This is a genomic window from Streptomyces sp. NBC_01244 (assembly GCF_035987325.1).
In the GTDB taxonomy this organism is placed as follows: Bacteria; Actinomycetota; Actinomycetes; order Streptomycetales; family Streptomycetaceae; genus Streptomyces.
On sequence record NZ_CP108488.1, the window covers coordinates 3,045,376 to 3,063,274 of the forward strand.

A 17,899-nucleotide genomic window follows, 5' to 3' on the forward strand; every position below is an offset into this window, starting at 1 on the left:
CTCCCGTCCGACCGATTTCCGACATCCCGTGATCTTTTCCTCCTCCCGCCGCTACGGTTCGCCCGAGACGCACCACGCACGGGGGGTGCGGAAGGACCGGGGGGAAGACATGCAGGAGATCCCGAAGGGCGCGAACGTCAGCCTGACAGCCCTCAGTGAGGACGCCGGGGCGGTCGTCGTGAGCTTGGGCTGGAGCAGCGCTTCGGGGGCGGGCGACGCCGACGTCTCGGTGCTGCTGCTGGACGAGAACGGCAAGGTCCGCGACGAGAACGACTTCTACTTCTACAACAACCCGGCGGCGGCCGACGGAAGCGTGCAGTTGCTGGGCAAGGTGCCGACCGACAACGGCGACGAGGACCGCATCAGCGTGGACCTGACGGCGGTCCCGGAAGGTGTCGCGCGGATCGTCGTGGCGGCCAGCCGGTACGCCGGCGCACGCTTCGGAGACCTCGACGACCTGCGGATGACGGTCGCGGACCGCTCCGGGGAACCCCTGGTCGGCTACTCCATCGACGATGCGGGCGTGGAGACCGCCTTCATCTTCGGCGAGCTGTACCGGCGGGGCGAGGAGTGGAAGTTCCGCGCGGTCGGCCAGGGGTACGAGACGGGCCTCGCGGGACTGGCCACGGACTTCGGCATCCCTGTACTGGAGGACTCCGAAGACTCCGAGGAAGCGAAGGAGACGGGCCTCGCGGGTGAGGAGGAGCCCGTGGAAGCCGCTGCCCCGGCGGAATCCCCGGCCGCCGAACCCGCCGGCGAACCGGCCGCCGAGCCCACGTCGCAGCCCACGTCCCAGCCCGAGCCCGCGCCTGCGCCCGCCGAGGCGGCCGCCCCTGTCGCCGTACCGGCACAGACCCGCGGCCGGGGTCCCCGTACGACCAGGAAGAAGGTCACCCTGCCCAGGGTGGCCAAGAAGTCCCTCGCCGAGAACGAGTCCTGGAGCCAGGCCCGCCTGTTCCCCGCCCCTTCCCTCAAGAGCGACAGGGAGCGGGAGGTGCGCGCCACCTCGGTGCTGCTGTCGGTCATGGCGCAGGTGCCGGAGTTCGGCCGCCGCCTCACCGCCGGGTTCGGCGCGCCCGCCGGCCGGATGCAGACCTTCACGGAGGTCTCCCTCCCCCACGGGGACACACCGCGGCGCCCGGACGGGGTGATCCGGGTGGAGCGCGCGGGCAAGCTGTGGACGGCGCTCGTGGAGACGAAGACGAACGGCAACCCGCTCAAGGCGGAGCAGGTGCAGGCGTACATGGACATCGCCGCGCGCCGCGGCTACGAGGCCGTCATCACCCTCTCCAACGACGTGGCCCTCGAGGGCCGCCCCATGGTGGAGGTGAAGGTCGACGGCCGGCGCAAGCACAAGGTCAGCCTCTGGCACCTGTCCTGGGCCGAGGTCGCACACCAGGCGCAGATGCTGATCCGCCACGAGGGCGTGGGCAACGCCGCGCACGCCTGGCTCCTCCAGGAGCTCCTGGAGTACCTGCGGCACGAGCAGTCCGGCTGCCACGGGTTCCAAAACATGGGCGCCGCCTGGGTGCCGGTACGCAAGGGCATCGAGGACGAGACCCTCGGCCTCGGGGACGCCCGGACCGTGGAGGTCGTGGAGAGCTGGGAGCGGCTGATCCGGCAGGTCTGCCTGCGGCTCGGCGGGGAGCTCGGGCAGAAGGCGCTGCCGGTGCAGCGGGCCCGGCGGGGCAGTGATCCGCAGGCCCGACGGGTCTCCGCGGCGGACCGGCTGTGCGTGGACGGGAAGCTCTCCGCGGAGCTGCGCGTCGACGGGACCAGCAGTGTCATCGCGGTGAGCGCCGACCTCAGGACCTCCAAGGTGCGGACGACCGTCGACGTGCCGGCCCCGGAGGGCGCGTACCCGCTGGTCATGGTGAAGCGGCTGCTGAAGCTGCTCGCCGAGGCTCCGGCGGACCTGCACGTGGAGAGTCTCCTCGGTGCGGAACCGGGCGCGGGGCCGGGCGCCGGGGCGGGGCCGGGCAGCGGGCCGCGCGGCACGCTGGAGCGGCTGCGGCCCGAGCCGGGCGATCTGCTGCCCGTGGACGGTTCGGCCGTCGTCGGTTTCCGGTTGTCGCTGCTCAAGGGGGTGGGGAACACGCGGGGGAACGCGGAGTCCGGGTTCATCCGCAGCGTGGACGAAGCCGTGGAGCGCTTCTACCACGGCGTGGTGGCGCACCTGGGCCCGGTCGAGGGGCGCGGCGGGCGGCGCGGCTGAGGGGACGGGACCCGGGGACGCCCGGCCCGTCGCCCCCCGGAAGGGGCGGGCGGGCCGGGCGGCCCCGGTGGGCCGGTTGGGTCAGACGTCCGTGATGCGGAGGCCTGCGTGGGCCTTGTAGCGGCGGTTGGTGGAGATGAGGTTGGCCACCAGGGATTCGACCTGGTGGGCGTTGCGCAGGCGGCCCGCGAAGACGCCCCGCATGCCCGGGATGCGGCCGGCGAGGGCCTGGACGATGTCGGTGTCGGCGCGGACCTCGCCGAGGACCATCACGTCGGTGTCGATCTCCTCGATGGACTCGTCCTGGAGGAGCACCGCCGAGAGGTGGTGGAAGGCGGCCGTGACGCGGGAGTCCGGGAGGAGGGCTGCGGCCTGCTGGGCCGCGCTGCCCTCTTCGACCCGGAGGGCGTACGCGCCCTGCTTGTCGAAGCCGAGCGGGTTGACGCAGTCGACCACGAGCTTGCCGGCGAGGTCCTCGCGCAGGGATTCCAGGGTTTTGGCGTGGCCCTCCCACGGCACCGCGATGATCACGATGTCGCTGCGGCGCGCGCACTCGGCGTTGTCCGCGCCCTCCACCCCGAGGCCGAGCTCGTCGGCTGCGGTCTGCGCGCGGTCGGCGGCCCGGGAGCCGATGATCACCTTCTGGCCGGCGCGGGCGAGCCGGTAGGCGAGGCCCCGGCCCTGGTCACCGGTGCCGCCGAGGACGCCTACGACGAGGCCGGAGACGTCGGGAAGGTCCCAAGGGTCCTTGGCGGGGGCCTTCGCGGGGGTCTTCGCGGGCTGCTGCGTGCTGTCTGTGGAGGTCATGGGGGCGAGGGTAGCCGCGAGATCGTCAGAGTCGAACGCACGGACCGTGTGAGATGCCCGGGGTGGGAGGGGGACGGCTGGGGGAAGGTGGGAGACGCCTCGGGAGGTGGGGGTGGGGCGGAGATGGGGGAACAGCTCCCCTTTGTCCCTTCCATGCGGCAGGATGCCGGTATGGACGCCGTGAGAGTCGCGCTGCTGCGCGAAGTGCTCGCCGGTACGGAGTGGCCCGGCGCCGCGCGCCGGTTCGCCGGGACGCTGCGGCGGTCGGTCGTGCCGGCCGGCGGGAACCTGCTGCTGGTCGGGACCGAGCAGTACGAGCCCTGGCACCTGGCGGCGCACCTGGTCGACGAGGCCGCCTGGTCGGGGCTGCCGGAGCTGGCGCCCACGCTCGTACGCCACCGGGTGCTGCCCGGTGACGCCCCGCACCTGTCGGTCGGGCTGAGCCGGCTGGAGGCGGCCCGGCGCGGTCACACGCTGCTGGTGGTGGCTCCGGAGCGGCCCGGGGACGGGCTGCTGGAGCGGGTGCACGACGCCCGGCGCGCGGGGGCGACCGTACTGTCCGTGGACGGCGGGGACGCGGATCTCGGGACGCTCGCGCACGAGGTGCTGTCCGTACCGGACGGGGCCGCCGAACTGGACCTGGACACCGTGCAGCACCTGGTCAGCGCGGCGGCCGGGGAGAACAGCCTGCCGGTGCAGCGCGGGCCGAGGCGGTTCCGGGACCGGCTGGCGCGGCTGGCCGACCAGTTGGCCGCGCCGCCGCCCAGCCGCTGGTAGCCGCAGCCCCGGCCGTAGCTGTAGCCGTAGCCGTAGCCGTGGCTACGGGGTGGCCGTGCCCGTGCCCTCTGTGCCCGTCTCGGGATCGCGGGTCTTGTCGTTCCATTTGGGGTCGTTCTGCCATTCGAGATTGCGCTCCTGCGCCGTCTCCATGGCGTGGTTCGCCTCTTCGGGTGTCGCGTAGGGGCCGAAACGGTCCTTCGCCGGGCACTCGGGGCCTTCCTCGACCTTCTTGTGGACCAGGCAGTAGTACCACTCGCCGGGCTTGCCCACCTGGCGCTTCTTGAACAGGGCCATCGTCAGGCTCCTCTCTCTGTCGCCATGCTGCCCCATACCCGCTCGATACACTCGCTCGTATGTCTGGCCAGTCGCTGCTCGTACCAGGCGAGCTCACTCCCGTCCGTTCCGTTCCCGGAAACATCCGCCGGCCCGAGTACGTGGGCAAGCCCGCGCCCACTCCGTACACCGGACCGGAGGTGCAGACGCCCGAGACCATCGAGGCCATGCGCATCGCCGGCCGGATCGCCGCCCAGGCGATGGAAGAGGCCGCCAAGCTGATCGCGCCGGGGGTGACCACCGACGAGTTGGACCGCGTCGCCCACGATTTCATGTGCGATCACGGTGCCTACCCCTCGACGCTGGGCTACCGCGGTTTCCCGAAGTCACTGTGTTCCTCGCTCAACGAGGTGATCTGCCACGGGATCCCCGACTCGACCGTCCTGCGGGACGGCGACATCGTCAACCTCGACGTGACCGCGTACATCGGCGGGGTGCACGGCGACAACAACGCCACGTACCTGTGCGGGGACGTGGACGAGGAGTCGCGGCTGCTCGTGGAGCGCACCCGCGAGGCCCTGAACCGGGCCATCAAGGCCGTCCGGCCGGGCCGGCAGATCAACATCATCGGCCGGGTCATCGAGTCGTACGCGAAGCGCTTCGGCTACGGCGTCGTCCGGGACTTCACGGGCCACGGGATCAACTCGTCCTTCCACTCCGGCCTGATCGTCCCGCACTACGACAGCCCGCACGCCACCACCGTCATCGAGCCCGGGATGACCTTCACCATCGAGCCGATGCTGACGCTGGGCACCCACGAGTACGACATGTGGGAGGACGGCTGGACGGTGGTCACGAAGGACCGCAAGCGGACCGCGCAGTTCGAGCACACGCTGGTGGTCACGGACACCGGAGCGGAGATCCTGACGCTGCCCTGATCCGGGGAGAAGTACCTCGTGGAGGTTTTTACCGACAAGGCGTCGGGAACACATTGACTTAGGTAAGCCTAAGAAGGAGGATCGGGTGTGGCGGCACGGCCGCCACGCCTGCTCTCCCTTTTCTTCCGATTCCTCGGAGGTCCGTCTTGGACGCCTTCTCGACCGTCATCCGTGTCGCCTCGCACGAGCAGCACACCGAGGCGGAGACCTCGACCTTCATGAGCGACCTGCTGGGCGGACGTCTCGGCGTGGACGCCTACACCCGCTACACCGAGCAGCTGTGGTTCGTGTACAGGGCCCTCGAGGACGCCGCCGAGGCCCTCCGGGACGACGCCGTCGCCGGGCCGTTCATACAGCCCGAGCTGATGCGCCTCGCCGAGATCGAGCGGGACCTGGCCCACCTGCGGGGTCCCGACTGGCGCGAGACCCTGGTCGCGCTGCCCGCCACCGAGGCCTACGCGGCCCGCGTGGCCGAGTGCGCCGCCTCCTGGCCGGGCGGGTACGTGGCCCACCACTACACCCGCTACCTGGGCGACCTCTCCGGCGGCCAGATCATCCGCGACAAGGCGGAGCGGACCTGGGGCTTCGAGCGCAAGGGCGACGGCGTCCGCTTCTACGTCTTCGCGGACATCTCCAACCCGGCCGCCTTCAAGCGGACCTACCGCGAGCTGCTGGACGCGATCGCCGCGGACGACCTGGAGAAGCAGCGCATCATCGACGAGTGCAAGCGCGCCTTCGACTTCAACGGCGCGGTCTTCCGCGAGCTGGGCGAGCAGTTCCCGCTCAGCGCGTAGCGCCTGCGGCGGGCTGAACGGGGAAGGGGGTGGGCCCGACGGGCCCACCCCCTTCCGGGCTTCGCTCCCGGGGCCCGGCACCCGGCTGTGGCGCGGACCGCTGCCGGCCGGGGCCGGGCTCCCGGGGCCCCGCCCCGGACCCCGCGCCTCAAACTCCCCCGACCGCCGCCGGGAGGTGCCCCCGGACGAGGCTGGAATCGGCGAAGCGGACGCGGCCGCCGATTTCTACGGTGCCGTCCGGGGCCGGGGCCGTGAGGATCTGCGAGCCCCGGCCCTGGGTGATGTTCAGGGCCCGGTTCAGCTCGGCCGTCAGGACGATCGCCGCCGAGCCGGTGGCCTCGTCCTCCACGATCGCGCCGTCGGGGCGCCGCGGAAAACCACGGGCCCGGATCCGGCCCGCGGCCTCGTCCTCCCACGCCCAGGCGTACAGCCAGCCCTCGCCCGGCGGCGGACCGGGCAGCGCCTCGACCGCGGCGGCGTCGGCGTACTGCTCGGTGCGCTTGCCCTCGACCCACTCGGGGCGGGCGGTGATCCAGGTGAACTCCCCGTCGTCGCGCGCCCATACGGCGCCCGCCGGGGGCTGGAGCTCCTCGATGTCCAGCAGCCACGCGACACCGACCAGCGGGTGCCCGGCGAAGGACATCCGGGTGCCGGGGGTACGGATGTCGACGATCCCGCGCTCGGGATCGTCGACGAACACCGTCTCGCTGTAGCCGAGTTCGGCGGCCAACGCCTGCCGCGACGCGTCGTCGGGGCAGGACCGGCCGTCGCGTACGACGCCCAGCACGTTGCCGTGGCTGCCGTCACCCGCGCAGAAGACCCTCAGGACGTCGAGATCGTTCACCGCATCTTCCCAGGGGTCCTCGGGACCTCAGCCCGGGGAGGAACGGCTCTTGCCGTCGCCGGCGTGAAGCTCGGGAGTTCTCTTGGCATCTGTCGTGGCCTGCACTTTCTAGGCGTTGTCAGAGGCGCAGTCTAGGTTGACCGTATGGCGGAAGCATCACAGGAGACGGAAAGGACCGGGCATGCCCGGTTCACCTACCGGCTTCGCGTGTCGTCTACCGCTCAGACCAAGTTGCTGGGTGAGTGGGACCGTTGCCGGTGGATCTGGAACGAATGCACCGCTCGCTCGAAGAAGGCCCGTGCCGAGGACGAGAAGTGCGGTCCTGCCCGGCTGGACAGAATGCTGACCGAGGCCCGCAACCGCAACACCTGGTTGGGTGACGGCAGCAGCGTCCCGCAGCAGCAGCTGGTACGGGACTTCGGGAAGTCCCGTACCAAAGCCTTGAAGGACATCCAGGCGCGGCTGCCGATGCGGCAGCGGGCGGGCCCGTCGTCTGTGCGGATCTACCGCGATAGCCTCGGGCACTGGTACGCGTCCTTCGTCGTCGCCACCGAAGCCCAGCCGTTCCCGGACACGGGTGCGGTGATCGGCATCGACTGGGGCGTACGGGAGACCGCGACCACCACCAGCGACGCCCACGACCTCCCCCACGCCGAGCACGGCAAGAAGGCCGCCGTCAGGCTCGCTCACTATCAGCGGATGATGGCCCGCCGGAAACCGGCGAAGGGCAAGCCCGGGTCGAGGGGCTACCGGACGGCGAAAAGGCTGACGGCGAAGCTCCACAAGAAGACTGCCCGCCAGCGCCGGGACACTGGCCTCAAGTGGGCGAAGTCTGTGGTCCGTGACTACGACGCCCTCGCAGTGGAGGACTTCCGCCCGAAGTTCCTCGCCAAATCAACCATGGCCCGCAAGGCCGCCGACGCGGCGATCGCCGCCACCAAGACAGCCCTGATCACGATGGCCCGTAAGCACGGACGCATCGTGCACCTGGTCCATCCCGCGCACACCACCATGGACTGCGCCCGGTGCGGAGCGAGAACCAAGCACGCACTCCCTCCTTCTGAACGTACCTACACCTGCACCGCGTGCGGAGCCGTGTCCCCCAGGGACAAGAACTCCGCACACGTCATGCTGGTCCGGGCTGGTCTCAACCCGGCTGGTGCCGATCGCGGAAGACCTGCCGGCCCGCCGGGCCGTCAGGCTGCGTGAGCCAGAAATCCCCGGCCTCAAGACGGGGAGGATTCAAGCGGGCATTGATGCACGGGTCAGTTCTGGGCCGTGCGGCGCCTGCGCGCGACGAACACCGCGCCCGCGCCCGCCGCGATGACGGCGGCGGAGGAACCGAGCAGTGCGCCGGCCGGGATCTCGGCGCCGGTGGCGGCGAGGCCGACGCCCCCGACGGTGCCGCCGGCTCCGGCGGTACCGGTGCCGCCCGTGGTGCCGGTGCCGGCCGGGGGCAGGACGGCGTCCTTGTCCACGGAGACGGTCAGGTTGACGTCGTCCGCGCGGGTCCCGACCGGGTACATGGAGCCGGTGGTGTCGTTGGCGAAGGCAGCGGAGCCCTCGGCCGTGAGCGCGGTGCGCACGGCGTTCAGGGTGAGGACGCCGTTCTTGGTCTTGTAGTCGGCCTTCGAGAGGTCGAGCGTGGCGAAGGGGATGTTCGCCTTGACCCCGGCGGCCGTCTTCACGTCCAGGACCAGGGTTCCCTTGCCGCCCTCTGCGTTGATGCGGACGTTGCCGAAGGTCATGTCGATGCCGTGGGCCGGGTACTGGAAGCGGAGGTTGCCCGCGAAGGTGGCGTTCAGCTTCCGCGCCTTGGTGTCGAGGGTGCCCTTGCCGCCACCGAAGGCGAAGCTGTCGCCGTTCGCGACCGCGCCGGCCGCCGGGGTGACGGTGCCGCCCGCGCTCTGGACGTACGTGCGGAAGGACTCCTTGACACCCCAGGCCAGCTTGCCGCCGAGGATCTTCTGCGGGCCGCCGGGCGCCGGGGTGCCGGTCGAGGCGGAGGGCGAGGGGGAGGCCGGCTTCGACGGTGCGGGCTTCGACGGGGAGGAAGTCGGGGACTTGGTCGGGGACTTGGTCGGGCTCGCGGAGGCGGACGGGGACGGGCTCTGGGTGGGCGGCGGCGGGAACTTCAGTACGGCCGTCAGCGGGTCGCCCGCCTTGCCCTTGTAGCTGTCCGAGCCGAGGAGCTTCGCGGCGTCGGCGGTCAGCGTGGTGCCCAGGTCGGCCATCGACTGCCCGCCGAAGGCGACCTTCGCGAAGGGGACGTTCTTCGTGAGCACGCCGTCCCGGGTGACGTCGATGATCAGCAGCTTCTTGCCGGTGTCGATGCGCAGGTTCGCGAGCTTCACCTCGAAGCGGTGCGCGGCCGACTTGAAGGTGACGCTGCCCTTGAAGGCGGCGGTCACGAGGTGGGTGGCCGGGTCGTACTGGCCGGTGGCCGAGCCGAAGGTGAAGCCCTTGGCGGTCTTCTTCGCGCCGTTCGCGACGGTGATCTCGCCCTGGGCGATGGTCGTCACGTAGGTGCGGTAGCTCTCCAGGACGCCCCAGTCGAGGGTGCCGCCGACGACCGGGATCGCCGCGGGGGCGCCCTGCGCCGCGGAGGCGGCCGGAGCGGTGCCGGCCGCGGTGGCGGGCAGGACGAACACGGTGGCGGCCACCGCGGCGGCGGTGGCCACGGCGGCTGCGAGGGCGACGGGACGGCGGATCGATGACATGGCGGGATCTCCTGAAACGGGGGTGAAGGAGGCGAAGGGGTGCGATGCGGGACGGTGCGGGACGGTGCGGGGCGTGCGAAGGCACGGCGAAGCCGAGCCCTGGCGGTACGGGGCCTACGGGTCCCTGCGGGGCTTGCGGGTGAGTGCGGTACGGGGCTTGCGGGCCGGGCGCTTCGGGTGAGCCCGACCCGCACAGCGGGGTGGTGCGGGGGCCCGGCGGACGGGCCGCGCGGGCGGTACGGCTTCGGGCCGCGGGTCAGCGGCGGGGAGCGGCCCCGTCGGCCTCGGAGGAACCCGGGGAGTCGGGGGCCGGGGCCGGAGCCGGAGCCGAAGCCAGGGTCTCGGTGACCCGCCCCTTCGTCCGGTTGCGCAGGACCAGGAAGACCGCTCCGCCCGCGAGGACCAGGACGGCGACCGCGAGGGCCGCGTACAGGCCGGTGTTCGAGGACTCGTCCGCCTTCGCGGCGGCGGCCGGGGTCGCGGCCGGTGCCGGCGGGGCGGCCGTCGAGCCGAGGTTCGGGAGGGCCGGGAGCTTCGCGGCTCCGTCGAGGGCGACCGCGAGGGAGACGGGGTCCATCTCGGTGCCCGCCGCATACATGGAAACAGCGGCCATGGATTTGAAGGCCTGGGCTCCGCCCTCGGTGAGGGTGGCCGGGGCTTCGGTGAGGGTGGCGAGGCCGCCCTCGGTCTTGAGGCCCTTGGCGTCGAACTCCACGAGCGGGACGGCGGTCTTGGTGTCCGTGCCGGTGGTGACGTCGGCGGACAGCACGCCCTTGCCGTTCTCCACCTTGGCCGTGAGCTTCGCGAGCTTCAGGTCGAGGTGGGCCCCGGTGAAGTGCACGGACCCGGCGAAGGCGGCGTCGAGGGTGCCCTTCGCGCCGTCGTAGGCGCCCTCGCCCTGCGGGAAACGGAACAGCGCGCCGCCGTCCTGGGCTCCGTCGGCCAGCTCCCACTTGCCCTGGCCGATGGAGCCGGAGACGTACTCGCGGAAGGTTCGCCGTACCCCCCAGTCCACGGCGGCGTCGGTGAACGCCCCGGCGGCCTGCGGGGTCTGGGAGGTCTGCGGGGTCTCCTCAGCCGGGGTGCTCGGGGCCGGCGAGGCGGGCTGCTCGGCCGCGGCGGCCTTGACGTCCACGGAGAGCGAGACCGGGTCGAGCTGCGCGCCCGCCGGGTAGTAGCCGGCGAAGGCCTTGGCGCCCTGGTCGGTGAGGGTGGCCGGGATGTTGGCGAGGGCGACCGGACTGCCGCCGCCCTTCATGTTCACCCCGCCCAGGCCCAGCTTGGCGAAGGGCACTTGAGAGGCGGTGGTGACCGCTCCGCCCTCCTTGGCCTTGCTGGAGACGTCCACGTAGAGCGTGCCGCTGCCGCCGTTGATCTTGACGGTGGGCCGGCTGACGCTCATGTCCAGTTCGTACGCGCCGTCCGGCTTCTGGTGGCCCTGGAAGGTGACGCCGCCGCTGAAGGAGGCCTCCAGGGAGCCGCTGTCCGGGTCGTAGGAGCCGTTCGCGGAGTGGAAGCGGAACAGGCTGCCGCCGGCGGTGGCGGCTCCGTTCTTCAGCTTGAACCCACCTTTTGCCACCGGGCCGGTGACGTAGCTCTGGAAGGAGGATTTGATGCCCCAGTCGAGTCGGCCGCCCTCCACGGTGCGGCCCGCCGCCTGGGCGGCGGTCGCCGGGAGCAGGGCGGCTCCCAGAGCCGCCAGGGTCGCCAACAGGGCGACGGCGGACGCACGGGTGGGTCTAGCGGACATGAATGTCCCCTCCAGGGTCTAGCGAGCGAGGTTAGGCTAACCTAAGCTACGTTCGGCCGGGTGTGAAACCCCCTGGCACCCGGAACCTCGAACCGGGTCCCCACCACCAGCGAACCGGGTCCCCCACCCCAGTCGGACGATCAGGACGGTGCCTTCGTGCCTACGCCCGCCGCGTCAACCCGCATGTCCCGCTTCGCCGTAGCCCTGACCTCCGTGGTCCTGGCACTCGGCGTGAGCGCCTGCGGAGGTACGGCCGCCCCCTCCCCCGCCACCGGAGCCGGCGCCCCGGCCCTCCCGGACCGGGTGGAACCCCTCGCCCAGGCGCCCGTGCCCGCGCTGCCGGCAACCGTGGCCTCCGCGGACGGCGTCCGGGTCACCGTCACCTCGGCGGACCGGGTGATCCCGCTGACCGGCGGCCTCAACGAGATCGTGTACACCCTCGGGCTCGGCCCCAAGGTCGTCGCCAAGGACATCACCGCCACTTTCGAACAGGCGGCGGAGCTCCCGGTGGTGACGCGGGGCCACGAGGTCTCCGCCGAGAGCGTGCTGTCGCTGCGTCCGACCCTGGTGCTGGCCGAGACCACCTCCGGCCCCGCCGAGGCGCTCCGGCAGATCCGTGACGCGGGCGTCCCCCTCCTGGTGGTGGCCCCGGCCAAGTCCCTGGAGGACGTGGCCAAGCGCACCGACGCGGTGGCCGCCGCACTGGGCGTCAAGGAGGCCGGCGCGCAGCTGAACCAGCGCACCGCCGACCGCATCGCCGCCGCCCGCAAGGCCCTGCCCGCCACGGGCAAGAAGCCGCGCGTGGCCTTCCTCTACCTGCGCGGCACGGCCTCCGTGTACCTGATGGGCGGCTCCGACTCCGGCGCCGGTTCGCTGCTGGAGGCGGCCGGCGCGCTGGACACGGGTCCGGAGTCGGGGCTCGGCAAGGACTTCACCCCGATCACCAGCGAGGCCCTGGCCGCGGCCGCGCCCGACGCGATCCTCGTCATGTCCAAGGGCCTGGAGTCCGTGGGCGGCGTGGACGGGCTGGTCAAGATCCCGGGCGTGGCCCAGACCCCGGCCGGCATGGACCGGCGGGTGATCGCCGTCGACGACGGGGTCCTGCTCAACTACGGTCCGCGCACCGACCAGGTCCTGACCTCCCTCATCACCCAGCTCTACGGCAAGGCCTCCTGACGTGCCCCTCTCCTGCGAAGCCCCCGGGACGCCGCCCGGAGCGGGCCCCCTTCCCGCTCCCGAGCGGGTGGCGTCCCGGGCCGTCCCCACCGCCGCCGGCGCACCGCCCCGGCGGCGGTGGGGTTCCGCCTGGCTCACCGGCGTCCTGGCCGCCGTCCTCGTGCTGCTCGCGCTGGTCTCCGCCGGGGTGGGGGCCTACGAGATCCCGCTCGGGGAGGTGATCGGGTCGGTGCAGCACCGCCTCGGGCTCGGGGGCGCCGCCCTCGACCGGGTCGGGGAGAGCGTGCTGTGGAACGTACGGCTGCCGCGCGTGGTGCTCGCCCTGCTCGTCGGGTCGAGCCTCGGCTGCGCCGGGGCGCTGATGCAGGGGGTGTTCGGCAATCCGCTCGCCGAGCCCGGGGTCATCGGGATCTCGGCGGGCGCCGCCGTCGGCGCGGTCGCCGCGATCGGGCTGGGCCTGACCTTCTTCGGCAACTGGACCATCACCGCCTGCGCCTTCGTCGCGGGGCTGATCACCGTCGGCGCCGTGTACCTGCTCTCCCGCAACGGCGGGAAGACGGAGGTCGTCACCCTCATCCTGACCGGCATCGCCGTCAACGCCTTCGCGGGCGCCCTGATCGGCCTGTTCATCTTCTTCGCGGACAGCGGCCAGGTGAACCAGATCACCTTCTGGCAGCTCGGCTCCCTCGCCCAGGCCACCTGGCCCAAGGTGCTCGCCGTCCTGCCCTGCGCGCTGGCCGGCCTGGCCATCGCCCCCTTCTACTCCCGCAAGCTGGACCTGCTGTCCCTCGGCGAGCGCCCCGCCCGCCATCTCGGCGTCGACGTGGAGCGGCTGCGGCTCACGCTGATCCTGCTCGTCGCGCTGCTCACCGCGGCGGCCGTCGCCGTGGCCGGGATCATCAGCTTCGTCGGGCTCCTCGTGCCGCACCTGCTGCGCATGGCCAACGGTCCGGGCCACCGGTTCCTGGTGCCCGGCAGCGCGCTCGCCGGAGCCGTGGTGCTGGTCGCCGGGGATCTGGCCGCACGGACCCTCGCCCAGCCCGCCGAGCTGCCGCTCGGCGTCCTGACCGCCCTGCTCGGCAGCCCGTTCTTCTTCTGGCTGCTGCGCCGCACCCGCCGCAAGCAAGGAGGCTGGGCATGAGCGTCCTGTTCGCCGCGTTCCGCAGGACCAAGCGCACCGTCCCCGCCCGGCCGGCCCCCGGCGCGCCGCTCGCCGAGGTCAGGGACCTGCGCGTACGGCTCGGCGGGCGCGAGGTGCTCGCCGGGATCGACCTGACCGTGCGCGCCGGGGAGGTGCTGGCCCTGGTCGGGCCGAACGGCGCGGGCAAGTCCACCCTGCTGGCGGCCCTGTCCGCGGACCTGCCGGCGGACTCCGGGGAGGTGCGGATCGACGGGCGCCCGGTGGGCGGCTGGCCGGCCCCCGAGCTGGCCCTGCGCCGGGCGGTGCTCCCCCAGTCGGCCGCACTGGCCTTCCCTTTTCCGGTGGAGGACGTCGTACGGATGGGCCGCGCCCCATGGGCGGGCACCGAGGCGGCCGACTCCGACGAGGAGGCGGTGGCCGCCGCCATGGCCGCCACCGAGGTGACGGGCTTCGCCGCCCGCCCGTTCTCGGCGCTCTCGGGCGGCGAGCGGGCCCGGGTCGCGCTGGCCCGCGTACTGGCCCAGCGGGCCCCGCTGCTGCTGCTCGACGAGCCGACCGCGGCACTGGACCTGCGCCACCAGGAGCTGGTGCTGCGGATCTGCCGGGAGCGGGCGGCGGCCGGGGACGGGGTCGTGGTGGTCCTGCACGACCTGGGCCTGGCGGCGGCGTACGCGGACCGGGTCGCCGTCCTGCACGACGGCCGGATCGCGGTGGACGGCCCGCCCGCGGAGGTGTTCGAGGACGGGCTGCTGAGCCGGGTCTACCGCCAGTCGGTGGAGGTCCTCCCGCACCCGCGCACCGGGGCGCCGCTGGTGGTCCCCGTCCGTGACGGGGCGCCGGGGAAGCCCGGGGAGAGCGTTCCGCCGTACGGGACGGCCGGCTGGGCTTGACCTCGGCTTGACCCGGCCATGGGGGCGGCGTGGGGCACCCGTGACGGCCCCGTGTCCGGCCCTGGGATGTGTGGGCTGAATCACTGGACGTACGAGTATGGGTCAGGTAAGCCTCGGTTAAGTTAGGTCCGCCTCACCGGCCGCCCCCACCCGATCGGGGCGGCCGTCTGCCGAATGCCAGACTGCCAGGAGCCCCCTATGCGCCCCGTCCGCCTCTCCGTCGTCACCGCGGCAGCCGTCGTGGCCGCCCTCACCGCGGTCACCGGCTGCTCCGAGAAGAGCGACGCGTCCGGCGACGGCGTCATCAAGGTGGCGGCCTCCGACTCGGCCTGCGAGGTCAGCGCGAAGGAGTTCCCTGCGGGCAAGGTCACCATCGAGGTCGAGAACAAGGGCTCCAAGGTCACCGAGCTCTACGTGCTGTTCCCCGACGACCGCATCGTCACCGAGCGCGAGAACATAGGCCCCGGCACCAAGGCCACCATCACCGCCGAGCTCAAGGCGGGCGACTACGAGGTCGCCTGCAAGCCCGGCATGAAGGGCGACGGCATCCGCCAGCAGGTCAAGGCCACCGGCGGGGGCACCGTCGAGAAGCGCAGCCCCGAGGCCGACGCCGCGGTCGCCGCGTACCGCAAGTACGTGCAGCTCCAGGCCGACGAGACCATCCCCAAGGCGCAGGTCTTCGCGGACGCGGTCAAGGCCGGCGACGTCGAGGCCGCGAAGAAGGCGTACGCCCTCTCGCGCATCGGCTGGGAGCGCACCGAGCCGGTCGCCGAGTCCTTCGGCGACATCGACCCGAAGGTCGACGTCCGCGAGGACGGCCTGGAGCCGAACCAGGAGTGGACCGGCTGGCACAAGCTGGAGAAGTCCCTCTTCGAGGGCAACAAGATCGACGACGCGGACAAGAAGCTCGCCGACACCCTGATGGCCGACCTGGCCGTGTGGCAGAAGAAGGTCGGCCAGGCGGAGATCACCCCCACCTCGATGGCGAACGGCGCCAAGGAGCTCCTCGACGAGGTCGCCACCGGCAAGGTGACGGGTGAGGAAGAGCGCTACAGCCACACCGACCTGGTCGACTTCAAGGCCAACGTCGAGGGCGCGGAGAAGGCGTACGAGCTGCTCAAGCCGGTCACCTCGAAGACCGACCCCGCGCTCACCGCCGAGCTGGACAAGCAGTTCGCGGCCCTGAACAACCTGCTGGAGAAGTACCGCCCGAACAAGGCCGCGTACGAGTTCACCTCGTACGACAAGGTCGGCGAGGCCGAGCGCAAGGAGCTCTCCGACGGCGTCAACGCGCTGGCCGAGCCGCTCTCGAAGCTGGCCGCCGCGGTCGCGAAGTAACTCCGGAACAGCAGAGCAGGCGGGAGAACCTCACATGAGCGAGTCGGTGTCCGGACCGGAGTCCACACAGGACGGCGCGCCCGAAGGCGCCTCGGAGCAGGCGGGCTCGGGTTCGGGCGCGCCCTCGCGCCGGGCCGTCCTCGGCTGGGGCGGCGCGGGCCTCGCGCTCGGCGCGGCGGCGGCCGGCGGTACGGCCATCGCCCTGAACTCGGGCCCCGACATGGTCTCGGCGGCCGCGGCCGGCGCGGCCGTGCCGTTCCACGGCGAGCACCAGGCCGGTATCGCCAGTGCCGTCCAGGACCGCCTGCACTTCGCCGCCTTCGACGTGAAGACGAAGGACCGCGGCGAGCTGGTCCAGCTCCTCAAGGACTGGACCGAGGCGGCCCGGCTGATGACGGCAGGTCAGCCGGTCGGCGAGGGCGGCTTCGGCGGCCTTCCGGAGGCCCCGCCGGACGACACGGGCGAGGCGCTGGGCCTGAAGGCCTCCCGCCTCACCCTGACCATCGGTTTCGGGCCGGGCCTGTTCGCCAAGGGCCGCTTCGGGCTGGAGGGCAAGCGCCCCGGGGCCCTGATCGACCTGGAGCTCTTCCCCGGCGACAACCTCGACCCGGCCCGCTCGGGCGGCGACCTGTGCGTGCAGGCCTGCGCCGACGACCCGCAGGTCGCCGTCCACGCCATCCGTCAGCTCGCCCGCATCGGCTTCGGCAAGACGGCGGTGCGCTGGTCGCAGCTCGGCTTCGGCAAGACCTCCTCGACCACGCCCGACGAGCAGACCCCGCGCAACATGATGGGCTTCAAGGACGGCACCCGGAACATCTCGGGCACCGACAAGGCGGCCCTGGACAAGCACGTGTGGGTCGGCGCCGGCGACGGCAGCGACTGGCTGACCGGTGGCTCGTACCTCGTGGCGCGCCGGATCCGGATGAACATCGAGACGTGGGACCGCACGTCCCTGGGCGAGCAGGAGGACATCTTCGGCCGCGACAAGGGCGAGGGCGCCCCCGTCGGCAAGTCCAAGGAGCGCGACGAGCCGTTCCTGAAGGCGATGAAGCCCGAGGCGCACGTCCGCCTCGCGCACCCGGACACCAACGACGGTGCGACGATCCTGCGCCGCGGGTACTCCTTCACCGACGGCACGGACGGACTGGGCCGCCTCGACGCGGGCCTGTTCTTCCTCGCCTACCAGCGCGACGTCCGCACCGGCTTCGTCCCGATCCAGCGCAAGCTGGCGAAGTCCGACGTACTCAACGAATACATCCAGCACGTGGGTTCGGCCGTCTTCGCCGTCCCGCCGGGCGTCCGCGACAAGGACGACTGGTGGGGCCGGACGCTGTTCGCGTAGGGGACGGGGAGAACCGAAGTGTTCAGCAACTATCTGATCGGACTGCGCGAGGGGCTGGAAGCCAGCCTCGTCGTCTGCATCCTCATCGCGTACCTGGTGAAGACCGAGAACAAGGACAAGCTGGGTCCGCTGTGGCTGGGCGTCGGCCTGGCCGCCGCCCTGTCCCTGGCCTTCGGCGCGGGCCTCGAATTCGGCACGCAGGAACTGACCTTCAAGGCGCAGGAGGCCATCGGCGGCACCCTGTCGATCGTCGCGGTCGGCCTGGTCACCTGGATGGTCTTCTGGATGAAGCGCACCGCGCGGCACCTGAAGGCCGAGCTCCAGGGCAAGCTCGACGCGGCGCTCGCGATGGGCACCGGCGCCCTGGTGGCCACCGCGTTCCTGGCCGTCGGCCGGGAGGGCCTGGAAACCTCGCTGTTCGTGTGGCGTTCGGTGCACGCGGCCGGTGACGGCGCGGGTCCGCTGACCGGCGTCCTGCTCGGCATCGGGTCCTCGATCGTCCTGGGCTGGCTGTTCTACCGGGGCGCGCTGAAGATCAACCTGTCGAAGTTCTTCACGTGGACCGGCGGCATGCTGGTCGTGGTCGCCGCGGGCGTGCTCGCGTACGGGGTCCACGACCTCCAGGAGGCCGACTTCGTTCCGGGGCTGAACGACAAGGCCTTCGACATCAGCGAGACGATCCCGCCGGACAGCTGGTACGGGACCCTGCTGAAGGGCACCCTCAACTTCCAGCCGGACCCGACCGTGCTCCAGGTCGTCGTGTGGGCCCTGTACCTGGTCCCGGTGCTCGCCCTGTTCCTGGCCCCGTCGCTGATCAAGCGCACCAAGCCGGAGCCGGCGCCGAAGCCGAAGCAGGAGTCGGAGTCGGAGTCGGAACCGAGCGGCTCCTGA

The 17,899-nt window shown here is 72.1% G+C and carries 16 protein-coding genes; 11 read left to right on the top strand and 5 right to left on the bottom strand.

Annotated features, from left to right (window positions below; translation table 11 throughout):
- Nucleotides 1-109: 109 nt before the first annotated feature.
- Complete coding sequence (locus OG247_RS13445; RefSeq protein WP_327252467.1) at nt 110-2,215, top strand: TerD family protein; 2,106 nt, start codon at nt 110-112, stop codon at nt 2,213-2,215.
- 81 nt (nt 2,216-2,296) lie between these two features.
- Here OG247_RS13445 and npdG read toward each other — a convergent pair whose 3' ends face one another.
- Nucleotides 2,297-3,022, bottom strand: a complete 726-nt coding sequence (npdG, locus tag OG247_RS13450) for an NADPH-dependent F420 reductase (protein WP_327252468.1) — start codon at nt 3,020-3,022, stop codon at nt 2,297-2,299.
- Between the two features lie 171 nt (nt 3,023-3,193).
- Between npdG and OG247_RS13455 the strand changes: the two genes are divergently transcribed.
- On the top strand, nt 3,194-3,799 hold the full coding sequence (locus OG247_RS13455) for a hypothetical protein (RefSeq protein WP_327252469.1): 606 nt from the start codon (nt 3,194-3,196) through the stop codon (nt 3,797-3,799).
- Between the two features lie 42 nt (nt 3,800-3,841).
- Here OG247_RS13455 and OG247_RS13460 read toward each other — a convergent pair whose 3' ends face one another.
- Nucleotides 3,842-4,096, bottom strand: a complete 255-nt coding sequence (locus tag OG247_RS13460) for a hypothetical protein (protein WP_327252470.1) — start codon at nt 4,094-4,096, stop codon at nt 3,842-3,844.
- A 59-nt stretch (nt 4,097-4,155) separates the two neighbouring features.
- Here OG247_RS13460 and map point away from each other — a divergent pair, with 59 nt between their 5' ends.
- Nucleotides 4,156-5,013 carry a type I methionyl aminopeptidase gene (gene map / locus OG247_RS13465; RefSeq protein ID WP_327252471.1) on the top strand — a complete coding sequence of 286 codons (858 nt, stop codon included), beginning with the start codon at nt 4,156-4,158 and terminating at the stop codon, nt 5,011-5,013.
- A gap of 146 nt (nt 5,014-5,159) precedes the next feature.
- Nucleotides 5,160-5,807, top strand: a complete 648-nt coding sequence (locus OG247_RS13470; RefSeq protein WP_327252472.1) for a biliverdin-producing heme oxygenase — start codon at nt 5,160-5,162, stop codon at nt 5,805-5,807.
- 148 nt (nt 5,808-5,955) lie between these two features.
- On the opposite strand, the gene OG247_RS13475 is transcribed toward OG247_RS13470, so the two are convergent.
- On the bottom strand, nt 5,956-6,651 hold the full coding sequence (locus OG247_RS13475) for a PhzF family phenazine biosynthesis protein (protein ID WP_327252473.1): 696 nt from the start codon (nt 6,649-6,651) through the stop codon (nt 5,956-5,958).
- Nucleotides 6,652-6,795: 144 nt separating this feature from the next.
- Here OG247_RS13475 and OG247_RS13480 point away from each other — a divergent pair, with 144 nt between their 5' ends.
- On the top strand, nt 6,796-7,860 hold the full coding sequence (locus OG247_RS13480; protein WP_327252474.1) for an RNA-guided endonuclease InsQ/TnpB family protein: 1,065 nt from the start codon (nt 6,796-6,798) through the stop codon (nt 7,858-7,860).
- Between the two features lie 56 nt (nt 7,861-7,916).
- Here the strand turns inward: OG247_RS13480 and OG247_RS13485 are convergent, their stop codons facing one another.
- Together OG247_RS13485 and OG247_RS13490 are read right to left on the bottom strand one after the other, a co-directional pair.
- Nucleotides 7,917-9,371, bottom strand: coding sequence for an HtaA domain-containing protein (locus tag OG247_RS13485; protein WP_327252475.1), 1,455 nt, complete (start codon nt 9,369-9,371; stop codon nt 7,917-7,919).
- Nucleotides 9,372-9,627: 256 nt separating this feature from the next.
- Entirely contained in the window at nt 9,628-11,121 is a 1,494-nt protein-coding gene (locus tag OG247_RS13490) for an HtaA domain-containing protein (protein WP_327252476.1), read from the bottom strand.
- Between the two features lie 156 nt (nt 11,122-11,277).
- Here OG247_RS13490 and OG247_RS13495 point away from each other — a divergent pair, with 156 nt between their 5' ends.
- The 6 genes from OG247_RS13495 to efeU all read left to right on the top strand — a co-directional run bounded on the left by OG247_RS13495 (nt 11,278) and on the right by efeU (nt 17,899).
- The gene (locus tag OG247_RS13495) at nt 11,278-12,297 is read left to right on the top strand and encodes a heme/hemin ABC transporter substrate-binding protein (RefSeq protein ID WP_442813274.1); all 1,020 of its coding nucleotides are present in this window, start codon (nt 11,278-11,280) and stop codon (nt 12,295-12,297) included.
- Nucleotides 12,298-12,364: 67 nt separating this feature from the next.
- Nucleotides 12,365-13,438, top strand: coding sequence for a FecCD family ABC transporter permease (locus OG247_RS13500; RefSeq protein WP_327257459.1), 1,074 nt, complete (start codon nt 12,365-12,367; stop codon nt 13,436-13,438).
- A complete protein-coding gene (locus OG247_RS13505) occupies nt 13,435-14,328 on the top strand; it encodes a heme ABC transporter ATP-binding protein (RefSeq protein WP_327252477.1) in 894 nt (297 codons plus the stop codon). Before OG247_RS13500 ends, OG247_RS13505 begins: the two co-directional genes overlap by 4 nt.
- Nucleotides 14,329-14,526: 198 nt before the next feature.
- Nucleotides 14,527-15,666, top strand: a complete 1,140-nt coding sequence (efeO, locus tag OG247_RS13510) for an iron uptake system protein EfeO (RefSeq protein ID WP_327252478.1) — start codon at nt 14,527-14,529, stop codon at nt 15,664-15,666.
- Nucleotides 15,667-15,700: 34 nt separating this feature from the next.
- Entirely contained in the window at nt 15,701-17,008 is a 1,308-nt protein-coding gene (efeB, locus tag OG247_RS13515; RefSeq protein WP_327252479.1) for an iron uptake transporter deferrochelatase/peroxidase subunit, read from the top strand.
- An 18-nt stretch (nt 17,009-17,026) separates the two neighbouring features.
- Entirely contained in the window at nt 17,027-17,899 is an 873-nt protein-coding gene (efeU, locus tag OG247_RS13520) for an iron uptake transporter permease EfeU (RefSeq protein WP_327252480.1), read from the top strand.

What these genes read in the sequence shown, in the direction of transcription:
- OG247_RS13445 (WP_327252467.1), top strand. Translation starts at nt 110, where the DNA reads ATGCAGGAGATCCCGAAGGGCGCGAACGTCAGCCTGACAGCCCTCAGT.
- npdG (WP_327252468.1), bottom strand. Translation starts at nt 3,022, where the DNA reads ATGACCTCCACAGACAGCACGCAGCAGCCCGCGAAGACCCCCGCGAAG.
- OG247_RS13455 (WP_327252469.1), top strand. Translation starts at nt 3,194, where the DNA reads ATGGACGCCGTGAGAGTCGCGCTGCTGCGCGAAGTGCTCGCCGGTACG.
- OG247_RS13460 (WP_327252470.1), bottom strand. Translation starts at nt 4,096, where the DNA reads ATGGCCCTGTTCAAGAAGCGCCAGGTGGGCAAGCCCGGCGAGTGGTAC.
- map (WP_327252471.1), top strand. Translation starts at nt 4,156, where the DNA reads ATGTCTGGCCAGTCGCTGCTCGTACCAGGCGAGCTCACTCCCGTCCGT.
- OG247_RS13480 (WP_327252474.1), top strand. Translation starts at nt 6,796, where the DNA reads ATGGCGGAAGCATCACAGGAGACGGAAAGGACCGGGCATGCCCGGTTC.
- OG247_RS13485 (WP_327252475.1), bottom strand. Translation starts at nt 9,371, where the DNA reads ATGTCATCGATCCGCCGTCCCGTCGCCCTCGCAGCCGCCGTGGCCACC.
- OG247_RS13490 (WP_327252476.1), bottom strand. Translation starts at nt 11,121, where the DNA reads ATGTCCGCTAGACCCACCCGTGCGTCCGCCGTCGCCCTGTTGGCGACC.
- OG247_RS13505 (WP_327252477.1), top strand. Translation starts at nt 13,435, where the DNA reads ATGAGCGTCCTGTTCGCCGCGTTCCGCAGGACCAAGCGCACCGTCCCC.
- efeO (WP_327252478.1), top strand. Translation starts at nt 14,527, where the DNA reads ATGCGCCCCGTCCGCCTCTCCGTCGTCACCGCGGCAGCCGTCGTGGCC.
- efeB (WP_327252479.1), top strand. Translation starts at nt 15,701, where the DNA reads ATGAGCGAGTCGGTGTCCGGACCGGAGTCCACACAGGACGGCGCGCCC.